Origin of the sequence: Flammeovirga pacifica (genome assembly GCF_000807855.2) — a bacterium.
Classification (GTDB): Bacteria; Bacteroidota; Bacteroidia; order Cytophagales; family Flammeovirgaceae; genus Flammeovirga; species Flammeovirga pacifica.
Map to the genome: position 1 here is coordinate 1581304 of NZ_JRYR02000002.1, position 12080 is coordinate 1593383.

Annotated in this window: 12 protein-coding genes; 8 read left to right on the top strand and 4 right to left on the bottom strand. The window is 32.3% G+C overall.

The genetic code is table 11. The features are described from left to right. Window positions 1–9: 9 nt before the first annotated feature. The 3 genes from NH26_RS24535 (at window position 10) to NH26_RS24545 (ending at window position 4873) form a co-directional block, all read left to right on the top strand. A complete protein-coding gene (locus tag NH26_RS24535; protein WP_052431724.1) occupies window positions 10–1686 on the top strand; it encodes a glycoside hydrolase family 3 protein in 1677 nt (558 codons plus the stop codon). A gap of 213 nt (window positions 1687–1899) precedes the next feature. Then, entirely contained in the window at window positions 1900–2241 is a 342-nt protein-coding gene (locus tag NH26_RS24540; protein ID WP_044217378.1) for a hypothetical protein, read from the top strand. 391 nt (window positions 2242–2632) lie between these two features. Beyond that, complete coding sequence (locus NH26_RS24545; protein WP_084812378.1) at window positions 2633–4873, top strand: glycoside hydrolase family 3 C-terminal domain-containing protein; 2241 nt, start codon at window positions 2633–2635, stop codon at window positions 4871–4873. Between the two features lie 87 nt (window positions 4874–4960). Here the strand turns inward: NH26_RS24545 and NH26_RS24550 are convergent, their stop codons facing one another. Further along, window positions 4961–5422 carry a hypothetical protein gene (locus NH26_RS24550; protein ID WP_044217379.1) on the bottom strand — a complete coding sequence of 154 codons (462 nt, stop codon included), beginning with the start codon at window positions 5420–5422 and terminating at the stop codon, window positions 4961–4963. Window positions 5423–5516: 94 nt separating this feature from the next. Next, complete coding sequence (locus NH26_RS24555) at window positions 5517–5774, bottom strand: hypothetical protein (RefSeq protein WP_044217380.1); 258 nt, start codon at window positions 5772–5774, stop codon at window positions 5517–5519. A gap of 247 nt (window positions 5775–6021) precedes the next feature. Between NH26_RS24555 and NH26_RS24560 the strand changes: the two genes are divergently transcribed. After that, a complete protein-coding gene (locus NH26_RS24560) occupies window positions 6022–6525 on the top strand; it encodes a DinB family protein (protein WP_052431725.1) in 504 nt (167 codons plus the stop codon). Between the two features lie 71 nt (window positions 6526–6596). On the opposite strand, the gene NH26_RS24565 is transcribed toward NH26_RS24560, so the two are convergent. Next, on the bottom strand, window positions 6597–7022 hold the full coding sequence (locus tag NH26_RS24565; protein ID WP_044217385.1) for a LexA family protein: 426 nt from the start codon (window positions 7020–7022) through the stop codon (window positions 6597–6599). A 142-nt stretch (window positions 7023–7164) separates the two neighbouring features. Next, window positions 7165–7767, bottom strand: a complete 603-nt coding sequence (locus tag NH26_RS24570; protein ID WP_044217386.1) for a hypothetical protein — start codon at window positions 7765–7767, stop codon at window positions 7165–7167. Between the two features lie 456 nt (window positions 7768–8223). Here NH26_RS24570 and NH26_RS24575 point away from each other — a divergent pair, with 456 nt between their 5' ends. From NH26_RS24575 to NH26_RS24590, 4 genes are all read left to right on the top strand, one after another. Continuing rightward, complete coding sequence (locus tag NH26_RS24575) at window positions 8224–8769, top strand: hypothetical protein (RefSeq protein WP_044217389.1); 546 nt, start codon at window positions 8224–8226, stop codon at window positions 8767–8769. 458 nt (window positions 8770–9227) lie between these two features. After that, entirely contained in the window at window positions 9228–9674 is a 447-nt protein-coding gene (locus NH26_RS24580; protein ID WP_044217391.1) for a hypothetical protein, read from the top strand. 5 nt (window positions 9675–9679) lie between these two features. Continuing rightward, window positions 9680–10177, top strand: a complete 498-nt coding sequence (locus NH26_RS24585; RefSeq protein ID WP_044217393.1) for a GNAT family N-acetyltransferase — start codon at window positions 9680–9682, stop codon at window positions 10175–10177. A gap of 95 nt (window positions 10178–10272) precedes the next feature. Further along, window positions 10273–11832: a tail fiber domain-containing protein gene (locus NH26_RS24590; protein WP_084812379.1), complete on the top strand. Its 1560-nt coding sequence runs from the start codon at window positions 10273–10275 to the stop codon at window positions 11830–11832. Window positions 11833–12080: the final 248 nt, after the last annotated feature.

The window sequence follows — 12080 nt, forward strand, 5'->3', positions numbered from 1 at the left end:
TTAATCATCATGAATAAAACAACTCCCCAATTTCTAAAAGAAGCATCCTCAGAATGGGTGAAACAGACATTCAATGCAATGTCTTTGGACGAGAAAATAGGACAGCTTTTTCAAGTCGCCGCCTTTTCTAATAAATCAAAAGAACATACCAACGAGATATTGTCTTTAATAAAAGAATGTCATTTAGGAGGTATCACTTTTTTTCAGGGTACTATTGATGCACAAATCTCTCTCACCAACCTTTATCAAAAAGAAAGTAAAATTCCATTATTTATTAATATGGATGCAGAGTGGGGGATAGGTATGCGTTTGGAAGATGGCATTTCGTTTCCTTATCAAATGACTTTGGGTGCTATACAGAACAATGCGCTTATTTATAAATATGGAAAATATTTAGGTAGCGTCTGTAAAGCTATGGGAGTTTCCTCTCCATTGGCTCCAGTGGTAGATGTCAATAATAATGCTCAAAACCCTGTGATTAATTATCGCTCTTTTGGAGCGGATAAATACAATGTAGCAGAAAAGGGAGTGGCACTAATGCAAGGTCTTCAATCTCAAAAAGTATTGGATAACGCCAAGCATTTTCCTGGTCATGGTGATACCTCTTCCGATTCTCATTTAGAATTACCCGTTTTACATCATTCTGATCAAAGACTTAGAGAGATTGAATTGTATCCATTTCAACAATTAATTAATGCAGGTGCAAGTAGTATTATGTCTGCCCATCTTCAAATTCCAGTTTGGGATAATCAGAAGAATCAACCGTCTACTTTATCATCAAAAATTTTAAACGGTCTTTTAAAAGATGAATTAGGATTTGAGGGTTTGATAATTACTGACGCTATGGACATGAAAGGAATTACAAATCATTATGAAAATGGAGAAGCGGATGCCTTAGCTATTTGTGGTGGTAATCATATCATTACAAATAGTAAAGATGTGAGGAAGGGTATTGAGACAATCAAAAGTTATTTGAGTTCAGGAAGGTTAGATCAAAAGGTAGTGGATGAAGCTGTCCTTAAAATTTTATCAATGAAAAAGTGGGTCGGTCTTGACACCGAAACTACTATCAGTTATTCTGCCCAAGAACATCATCAAGATACAGAAGGCCTTGAGTTATTACAGGAATTATGTGATCACTCTGTCACTTCATTATTAGGGAATGAAATTGCTCCTTTAGATGCTCAGCAAAAAAATGCTTTTCTAAAAATTGATATACAAAATGAGACTGTAAGTATTCGAGATGAAGTTGCACATCATTTAAAAGATGTAAGTAAAAATAACGACGATGTACTGACTTCCTATTTTGTAGAAAACGATTGTACCTTTTTTCATTGGAAGGATAGTGATACAGAAGAAGAACTTATTACTTTATTGAATTCTCTTTCTAACTATGATAGAGTTTTCTTAGGAGTTTTTGGTATCAATAAAAAGCCACTCAATCATTTTGATTTACCTGAAGTGATTCGTCATTCTTTATTTAAAAATATTGAAGCAAAAAAGTTAACCTACTTACACCTAGGAAATGCGTTTGCTTTAGATGAATTACAGTTTTGGCAAAAATCTGATGAAGTACTTTTGACTTATCAAGATTTAAAAGAATTGAAGCAATCTGTAATAAAAATATTGAATGCAGACCTTAAGCCTAGTGGTACATTACCCGTAGTTTTAAAAAGTGAGTTTTAAACATGTCTTTTTTGTTTATGAATTGATCATTAAATAAACATTATACATTCTATTTGTAGTATTATCATTGAATATAAGTGATTTAATGTAGATAAAATGATAAATATTTTACCATTTTATTTGTTTAAATAATAAACAATGTATAAATTTGAGTCATCAAGTTGATCGAGGATATATAGATCAATGATTGTTTGATCATAAGAAATTTATACTATGAAAAATTTAATTCTTTCACTCCTTTTACTTACGCTAACATGCTTTACAACATCAGCAGGTTTAGCCATTACAGACAAAAAACAACCTACTGAAAAAGAGGCGTCATTAGATACATCAGAACAACAACATCATTTTAATAATTCTCATAATGTAGCTGTAAATAGTTATATGGTAAATGTGGGCAGAGGAGCTACCTATTTTGGTATTTCTAAAAAGTTATCGAAAGTATCTGGAATAGATTGGTCTTGGGATTTGGTAGATCGTGTACAGGAAAGTCATCAAATAAAGTATGAAGGAGAGATATTAAAACCGAACCAGAAGTTTGCTATCAATCTGTAATTCATTGGAAACTTCCTTATTGAAAAATCATTCTAATTTTCAATAAGAAACCATCAAAATACCGTACTTAATTAATTAAAATTATTTGTGAAACTTAAAGACCTCAAAATTTTTGAGGTTTTTTTATAAATCATGGTGACATTTTTTAAGCACCGATATAACGTAGTGTATAGATTGAGATTGCAAATTGATTAGGTAGTAAAGATATGATAGAAAAGAAGGGAACATTTTGTTCCCTTTTTTGTGTTTATACTTTTCAAATACGTCCTTAATAGGGTAAATAGGCTAGATTTAAACTTGACATCCCTCAAAATGAATGATTACTCCCCTATTTAGGAAGTAGAGTCTATTTATATTTGATTTTGAACTTCTCTAGAGTAAAGTATGAATCATGAAATTTTTTAATAACTATTTATCGGTTAAAAGTTCTCTTAGATCTAAATTAAAAGGACTTTCTATTCTATCCTTATTTTTATTTCTTCCACTAATCACCCTCGGTCAAGATGTAGATTTTTCTTTTTACAATACCTCTTTATCCATTGATGAAAGAGCAGAACTATTGGTGAGTCAGATGACAACCGATGAAAAAATTAAACAATTAGTAAATGCTGCTCCGGCTATTCCTAGGTTAGGCGTTCCTGCTTACGATTGGTGGAACGAAGCATTACATGGAGTTGCAAGAAATGGGAAAGCTACTATTTTTCCTCAGAGTATTGCCTTGGCGGCTACTTTTGATGATGATTTAGCACAACGTGTTGCGGATGCTATATCTACTGAAGCTTTAGCTAAATATCATATTTCGCAGTCTGTTGGTAATACCTCAAAATATGCAGGTCTAACTTTCTGGACACCTAATGTTAATATCTTTAGAGACCCTAGATGGGGACGAGGGCAAGAGACTTACGGAGAAGATCCCTATTTAACTTCTAGAATGGGTGTAGCTTTTGTCAAAGGATTACAAGGTGATGATCCCAATTATTTAAAAACAGCGGCATGTGCAAAGCATTTTGCGGTACATTCAGGGCCTGAATCATTGCGTCATGAGTTTGATGCTACTCCTTCCCAAAAAGATTTATACGAAACCTATCTACCTGCATTCGAAGCATTAGTTAGAGAAGCTAAAGTAGAAGGTGTTATGGGAGCTTACAATGCGGTTTATGGAAAACCCTCTACGGCAAGTTCTTTTTTACTTCAGACCATTTTAAAAGAAGAATGGGGGTTTGATGGTTACGTTACCTCAGACTGTGGCGCTATTTATAGTATCTCAGAGAAGTTTCATTATGCAGACTCTCCAGCTGAAGGAGCTGCTGCAGCATTAAAGGCAGGAACGGATTTAAATTGCGGAAAAACGTATTTACAGTTAAGTGCTGCTTTAGCGCAAAATTTAGTCACAGAAGAAGTGATTCATCAACATACTGTTCAGTTATTTAAAACTCGTTTTCGATTAGGGATGTTTGATGGCGATAAACCTCATGTTTATTCTTCTATGTCTCCTGAAAAAATTCATTGCGATGATCACATTGCTTTAGCAAGAGAGGTAGCTCAAAAGTCTATTGTGTTACTAAAAAATGAGAACAACATTCTTCCTTTATCAAAAGATATTAAAGTACCGTATGTTACAGGACCATTTGCCAATTCTGTAGATATGCTGATGGGGAGTTACTATGGTATCAGCCCAAATATGGTCACTATTCTTGAAGGAATAGCAGATGCCGTTCCTTTGGGTACATCTTTAAACTATAGAAGTGGAGCGTTACCATTTCATGATAATATTAATTCTAAAAACTGGGCACCATTTGTCTCTGGAGAATCAGATGTTACTATTTGTGTTGTTGGTATTACTGCTGATATGGAAGGGGAGGAAGTCGATGCCATTGCTTCCCAAGATACAGGGGATAGGGTCGAATTATCTCTTCCTAAAAATCAGATTCACTACGTGAAAGAATTGGCGAAACATAAAAAAGGGCCTTTAGTGTTAGTAGTAGCTTCAGGAAGCCCTGTTACTTTAGAAGAAATAGAAGAACATTGCGATGCTATTTTACATATTTGGTATCCAGGTGAACAAGGCGGAAACGCAGTGGCGGATGTATTATTTGGTAAAGTATCACCTTCAGGTAAATTACCCATCACTTTCCCTAAAAATGTAGACCAATTACCTGCATTCGAAGATTATTCGATGAAAGGTCGTACTTATAAATATATGGAGGAAGAGCCACAATACCCTTTTGGGTTTGGTTTATCTTATAGTCAGTTTACTTACGAGGATTTGACGCTCTCTAAATCTAAGATGAAACAAAAAGAAGAATTAGAGATTACCGTTAAGGTTAAAAATACAGGAGATCAACTTTCGGATGATGTCGCACAACTGTATTTAGTACCAGTAGATGTATCTTTAGAAGAAGTACCTAAATACCTATTAAAAAGGTTCAAGAGATTTTCATTGTCACCCGATGAGACAACTTCATTATCTTTTAAATTAACTTCTGATGATTTAAAACTTTTTGATAAAGAAGGGAAAAAAATATGGTCTAAAGGAAAGTATAAAATTATTGTAGCTAATGCCTTACCTTCTGCACGAAGTTTAGCACTTGGCGCTGTGCTTCCTGTTACTGAGGAGATCGAGTTAAAGTAAGAAAGAAGATTGGTATAAGTGGCTTATTTTATAAATATCCATAAACAAAAAGGTTGTCTCATTATATCATGAGACAACCTTTTTAGATTATAATCTTTTTGTTTCTTCATCCGTAATTACCCTATTCCATTCTCCTGTTTCATCATCTTTTTGATAAGACCTAATGTCAACTGTTTCTCCATTACTATTGTAATAAGTTGCATGTAACTTAATCTCATCATTCAGGATGAAATACACATTGGTTAATTCTCGGGTAATTTCATAATCTACCACTTCCATTTTGGTAATTTGATTATTTATATATAATTCAATCTCACCACTTTGGTAATTATAAAGGTATTCTGTTTTTCCTTCTTTATTATACCCCAAATACATTTCTAATACTTTTATAGCCTGATCGTGGTCGTATACCTTTTGTTCTAGAGAGTATAATTTTTTTTGTGATAGATATTTTTTAGGAATAGCCTTTTGTTCGTGGTTAAATGGACCAATTTGAGCAAATAGACTGAAAGAGAAAGTCGTGAAAATTAAGGTAATGATGTATTTCATAGTTATAAGAAGTTATTTTCATTACCTAAGTTACTGAACTTATTTCGTATTTCAAGTAAAAAAAAACATTCCATTTAAATGGAATGTTTCATATTTAAGCCTCAGTCTTTTTTCTTCTTCTCTTCGGTTTGCTTTCAATTTGTGCTTCAACTTCTTTATTCATTTGATCGAAAGCAATTATTTGATCAATCTTACCTCCTTCAGGTAATGCCTCGCCAATATCGTATGTAAATGTGCTTAATCGTGAGTAGATTTTACCATTTGTTGATGCTAGATATTGTCTGTTAGCAATTAACTCAGATTGATGATCAAACATCAATACATAGGTTTTTTCATTAACTGTAATTTCCATATGAGTTGGAGATTAATTTTATTGGGGTGTGATAAGATGATGAAAACTATTACGTCTGAAGACATCTTTTACTTCAGTTTCACAAATTACTTGTATTTTTTATGGTTTCATAGAAAATGGTGTTAATAATTCAATTATATAATTATTATAATATTGATTATGTGATAGTTACATTATTGGGGGTGTTTTAATTATACAATACTATATTAAAGAACTATTTTCGTAGCATATCAATTAAAAAATTCAAATGGCAAATTTACCTTATCAGTCTATTCCTCCATTACCAGAGGAAATCAATAGTACTAATATTATAAGTAGAATGGTGGATGGTCTTGGCTTTAGATTTTATTGGGCCACTGATGGACTTAGAAAAGAAGACTTGGAATTTCGACCTGAAAAAGATAGCAGAAATACATTAGAGTTATTGGGGCATATCTATAACTTAGCTCATGCGGCAAATTCTGTATTAGGAGGGTCTATCAAGAAAAAGGAGCTGACAACATATACAACTTTAAGAGAAGAAATATTATTACTCTACAAAGATTTAAGCGATCGTTTAAGAGCAATGCCTGATGAAGACCTTGAGAGTTATAACTACATGGGGTCGGCACAAAGCTTTCCTTTTTGGTATTTATTAAACGGACAAATTGCTGATGCTTTAACACACGTAGGGCAAATTGTAAGCTGGAGAAGAATTTCTGGGAATCCTCAAGCCAAAGGTGTGAATGTTTTTCTTGGAAGAAAAAGCTAAGACTATAATGGGTTACTTATTCTATACTTTGTTGTCATAGAGCAACAGCTATAGAATAAGTAACTTAATTTTTACAACATTTTTTTACCATAAGAAACAATTGCATGGGTTACTTTACCCCATACCTTCACCGTTTCTTTGGAGAATTTTTGAGGAGATACCCAAAAGCCTCCATGTCCCATCCGTAGTACTCTAAATTCATTACGGTACCAACCAATAAAGAAATCGTGTGGTACAAGATCTGTACCTTTGGAAACCACAATGAAATCTCCTTCATAGAATCGCCATTCTATAATCGTCCTTTCCATTTTACAAAAGAACGTGTTATACCCTCTATTAATAATATCATCTGCAGATATATCACTTTTAGCATATTCTTGTGCAGGGCTTGGAAAGCCACTCGCATTAAAATATTCTTCTGTAAACCCTTTATTAATACCTCTGTCTACGTCAAACTGCTCAAACTCCTCTTCTGAGGTAATGTCAAAATCATTCATTTTTTCAAGATCTAAATACTAACAATATGTCTTCAAGTAATATGGATCCTTGGGGAAAAGAATTGAATGTATCTTTTAAATATCATTCTTTTGACAAATATATAAACAAATGATCAATATATAAACATAATATTGTTAATGTTTATAGAATATTATTATTTTTTGTATATAAGGTGTCGGATGTGTTTTGGGTAGATTCATTTACTGCAGGTGGGGTGTCTTTTCCTTTATATTGTTTTCTATATTGTTTGTATTCTTTTTTGAACTGATGCCATTCTTTACCATTCATAACATAAGCTTTATCAACACTTTTGTCTCTTTTAAAGGCTTGAATTGTAGGTAAAGGAGCCACAATAAGAAAATAAGGATTAACCAAGCATAGCGTCCAGGCAGAAGCAGCAAATAAACTTGACATACGTGCATTTCTATATTTTTTAGTATGTGCATAGAATAAAGCATCTTCTGAAAGATCAGAAATAGAGATGGAACTGCCATATACTTTTTGTACTTTTTCTAAAGCGTATACGGTCTGTACTTTAATACTATCGACATTTTGAATTTGATCCTTTTTTTTCACTTTGCGAATAGGAAGTATAGAGGAATCGCCTTCATGATAAAAAATGACATTATCAAGAGCATTGGGGGCTTTTACTGATGAAGCCACTGCTTGAACAACAATAACCAATTGAGCTTGAGAAATAAATGAAATACATAGTAACAGCAATAAGGTAAATAATTTTTTCATACAGATTTTAGAGTGATGATTCATTAGTTTATCTCAAAAGAATGAGAATGTCACCACTATTATTTGAAATAAAAGATTTTTGAAGAGCGATTCATTACATGATGTAATAGAAATGAATAACGAAGAGAAAATGTAGAATTTTTGGAAATACATCAAATTCTAACTTATGAGAAATGGGGTGAATTTTTTTTTCATAAAAAAAACCCCTTCATTGAATATCAAAGAAGGGGAGTCAATGTTTTTATAGATACTTAATATCTATGATTCTTTACCCACAACGAATATAGAGGATTGGAAATTGAATTATTGTCAATGAAACCTAATAAATCTCTTTTTAATTAATAACAATGTGCACAATACTTGTATAGCCTTATAATTTTGCAGTTATTAACGAAAATTTTTCAGTCTTGAATAAATAAGATCCGTAAAATATACTGCATATAATTACTGTAAATAATGAAAAAACTGCTTTATTCTATGATTTTATTGCTACTGTCGGTTTCTTGTGCTCATCAAAAATCGAAGTTTGCAGATTACCATAAGCCCAAAACGGTGAAGTGGTTAAAATCTGGCAGTATTAAGTATGCAAAAGTAAAACAGTCAGAAAAAGGAAGAGCAGAGGTGACTGAGCGTAGAAAACAAAAAGAAAAAGAAGAAGTATTTGCCAAAATGGTGGAAAATAACATACCTATGCAGCCAATTATTATACAAATTAAAGGTTCGGGTATGGTGAATTATTTCCAACAGAATAGTTTTCAAATAGAAGAATATAAGGGGCGTCTTAAATTAGAATATAGGAGATACGTTATTTATCCAATCTTAGAAGCTGATTTTGAACCCTTAAAAGCAGATGTTCCAGCTGTTTTTGCCGACTTATCTTTTACTGATCAAAAGATATGGAGAAGATTGTTAGAGCAAGCTGGGTTTAGAATGAAAAAGGTAAGTGAGAAAGAGTTAGAATTTAAACTACCTTTAACGGACGCTAGGGGGACAACTAAGTAAAGTCACAATACTTTGCATAAAGAAGGTACAGTGATACAGATGTTAGGGTAATCAATTTTTAGATTACCTTTTTTATTTGAAAACTTTTATTTCAAATAAATGGTTGGGATGTAAGAATAAAGAACTTTTGAATAAAATGAGTGCTTTTCTTTCAATATCAATCAATTTAAGAAAATGATACACATGTAATTATCTGATTTATAGTGTTTTATTATTTTTTATCATGTTGTTATTCGAAATAATCAACCCTTTATTTTCAGTAGTCAACCTAATCAACTAACCAAACTATCACTCATCCAAAAAAATCATATATCAGTATTTGTAAAGTCATCTTAAGAAATTGAGAAGACTTTTATAGTTTATAAAGAAGAGAGTAGTTACCTTCAATATTTAGAAAAAAAAATAAAGATTGGTGTTTGTCGGATTGTCTCAAATAAAAAAGAATAATTTTTAAAATAATGCAAAGACTATTGGTGTTGTTAAGTGACCAACAAGAGGCTCAAAATTCAATTCTTCATTGGGTAATTATTGTGTGTATTGTGCTTAGTATTGTCCTATTAAAAGTAATAATTAATAGACGAAGAAAAGTAGAGCTTTCGCAACCTGTGACACATATGTCAGAAGAAATGTTTTTCAATTTTAATCAATTATCAGATGTTGAAAAAATAAATTATATCATACAAAATGATGTACAAGAAATAAAAGAAGAGCACCTTGATCAAGTGAAAAAATATATAAATCAATATGCGATTTACTGGGATAATCTCAATGAGATGATGAAAACCAAAGAAAAATATGGAAGAATAGCTCCCGCAGTTTTGACTCAACAAGAGGAAAAAGCTAAATTACAGATGGAAAAAATTAAAGTAAACCTGCAAGAAGTATTTAAGACTTCAACAAAATAGTAACTATGAACGGTATCGTCTTTAAGACATTAAGAGAAGAAGACCTAACAGAGGTAAAAGAGATTTATAACTATTTCGTGAAACATTCGACAGCTACGTTTCATTTAGATGAAGTGACAGAAAAAGATTTATCTACCTTTTTACCTATAAATAATCAGAACTACCCTTCTTATTTAATCATAGAAAATGAAGTGACGGTTGGATATATGTACTTAGGTGCTTTTAAACCAAGGGAAGCCTATAATAGAACTGCAGAGTTAACGGTTTATCTCAAAAAAGAAGCGTGGGGGAGAGGTATTGGCGAACAAGCGATTGCTTATTTAGAAAATGAAGCAAAACAAGGAGGAATGATCAAAGTATTGTTGGCGGTAATCTCCGGTGATAACAAGGGAAGTATCCGATTATTTGAGAAAAACGGATATGAAAAGTCGGCACATTTGAGACAAGTAGGAGAGAAATTCGGTAAAGTATTGGATGTTGTAATTTATCAGAAAGATATTTAAATCACATATTAACACCAACTACAGACTTTTCTTTGTATTTTAATAAGATATTTGCACTAACAGCGAGAGATGACATTCTCTACAACAATTTAATAATGAACAAAAAACTAATATTTCTATTCCTATTCCTATTATCATATCAAATGAATGCTCAGGTAATTGAGTACAAGGGCCATATGATGGTAAAAGGAAAAAAAGTAACCGCAAAAAAGAATTTTTACTTCGAAATTGGAAGTATCTGGTCTGAGTATCATAAAGATGTACAGGTAAAAAATGGTGAGTTTTTAGTGGTGTTAGGTGAGGAAAACCCATTAAATAGACATTTCTTTGATGCCAATAGAGAAGCAAAACTATATGTAACCGTAGACGGTATTGCATTAGAGACGATAACGATTCAATTGCCTCAGCAAGAAGGGGAAAGTAAATCTTATTCGGGGAGTTACACGCGAAATAATCAAAAAAATAGATTACAAATGTTTTCGGAAGATGGCTTACAGAAAGTGGATCTTCAGGTAAATGCCAATAAACATGGACAGTTGTATTTATACGATAGCTTAGGAGATCGAAAAGCATGGTTAGCTCCTTTTGGTGTGGAAGGAAAAACAGGTGGCTTATTGTCTCTTTATGGTGATCAAGGAGGCTGGGTTGGTACAGGTTTTAAAGTGTGGGAAAAGAAAAGTCTGCCCTTTTTACATCTGGAAGGTTATGAAATGAGTAATACTCCTTTAGTTGCTATAGAAACCTACGAATATCAAGAAGAAGGCAATAATATTGAGTTTGGTGTTGGACATTTTATCAATAGTGATAACATACAAAACTCTAGAATTGAAGCTTATGGTTTTTGGCATACATCAAAAAATGGAGCTGTAGCAGGTATCAATACAAAGGATGCAGACAACAACTTTCCTCAATTTCATTTAAACGCCACAGATTACTTTGATAATAATCAGTTATTTACAGCAGAAATTATTACGTATAAAGATATAGAAATGGGTAATTTGTACCTAAAGGATGGGAATGAAGATCGAACAGTAGTGATCAACCCTCAGAATTTCTATATCAATGATACCGAGAGAGGATATAATACATTTATCAATAGTTCCTCTTTTAAAGTAGGTAAAAACGATTACGGTAATCTAGGCGAATTGAAAGTGATTAAAGGTCATGAAGGGGGGGAGTACGCACAATTGGTACTTAAGTCTGAAGATGGAGGAGAGTTAGTTTTAAATCACTATTCTGATTTCTCTCTTATTGATTCTGATCTGAGATATAAAGAAAACATTAAAGAATTAGAAGGAGCCTTAGATAAAGTGATGTTATTGAATGGCGTTACTTATAATTATAAAACGAAGGAGTTCCCTAAAAAAGCATTTAAAGAGGATAAACAGATTGGTTTAATAGCACAAGAAGTAGAACAGGTCTATCCAGAATTAGTAGTTGAAGATAAAAAAGGCTTTAAGTCAGTACATTATGCACAAACAGTAGCCGTTTTAATAGAAGCAATTAAAGAGCTAAATCAAAAGGTAGAGCAGTTATCAGAAGAAAATAAACAGCTGAAGGCTACGATTCAAAAAGCGAATGAGAATGAAGAAAAACTTGAAGAATTAAAACTACAACTTCAGGTAATTCAAAAATTGATGACAGATTCTAAGTAATTAGTATCCTTTTGATGAAAGGATGGTACATCAAAAAATTAGTGAAACAGGGATGAAAGTCTCTATTTTAAAGGGGCTTTTAGTTATTTTTAAACTAACAATGTCTAAACAAAGTCCAAAAATCAACTTTTAGCAACTAGACATCAAATTCTAAATTATGGATTTCTCAAAAAAATATTCTCGACATTCAAGAATTTTTTTTAAAAGTTGAAAATCATTTCTGTTTAGTATTTAATTAGTCTGTTATT

Excerpts from the sequence above, each read along its gene's own strand:
- NH26_RS24535 (WP_052431724.1), top strand. The coding sequence starts at position 10 with ATGAATAAAACAACTCCCCAATTTCTAAAAGAAGCATCCTCAGAATGG.
- NH26_RS24540 (WP_044217378.1), top strand. The coding sequence starts at position 1,900 with ATGAAAAATTTAATTCTTTCACTCCTTTTACTTACGCTAACATGCTTT.
- NH26_RS24545 (WP_084812378.1), top strand. The coding sequence starts at position 2,633 with ATGAAATTTTTTAATAACTATTTATCGGTTAAAAGTTCTCTTAGATCT.
- NH26_RS24550 (WP_044217379.1), bottom strand. The coding sequence starts at position 5,422 with ATGAAATACATCATTACCTTAATTTTCACGACTTTCTCTTTCAGTCTA.
- NH26_RS24555 (WP_044217380.1), bottom strand. The coding sequence starts at position 5,774 with ATGGAAATTACAGTTAATGAAAAAACCTATGTATTGATGTTTGATCAT.
- NH26_RS24560 (WP_052431725.1), top strand. The coding sequence starts at position 6,022 with ATGGCAAATTTACCTTATCAGTCTATTCCTCCATTACCAGAGGAAATC.
- NH26_RS24565 (WP_044217385.1), bottom strand. The coding sequence starts at position 7,022 with ATGAATGATTTTGACATTACCTCAGAAGAGGAGTTTGAGCAGTTTGAC.
- NH26_RS24570 (WP_044217386.1), bottom strand. The coding sequence starts at position 7,767 with ATGAAAAAATTATTTACCTTATTGCTGTTACTATGTATTTCATTTATT.
- NH26_RS24575 (WP_044217389.1), top strand. The coding sequence starts at position 8,224 with ATGAAAAAACTGCTTTATTCTATGATTTTATTGCTACTGTCGGTTTCT.
- NH26_RS24580 (WP_044217391.1), top strand. The coding sequence starts at position 9,228 with ATGCAAAGACTATTGGTGTTGTTAAGTGACCAACAAGAGGCTCAAAAT.
- NH26_RS24585 (WP_044217393.1), top strand. The coding sequence starts at position 9,680 with ATGAACGGTATCGTCTTTAAGACATTAAGAGAAGAAGACCTAACAGAG.
- NH26_RS24590 (WP_084812379.1), top strand. The coding sequence starts at position 10,273 with ATGAACAAAAAACTAATATTTCTATTCCTATTCCTATTATCATATCAA.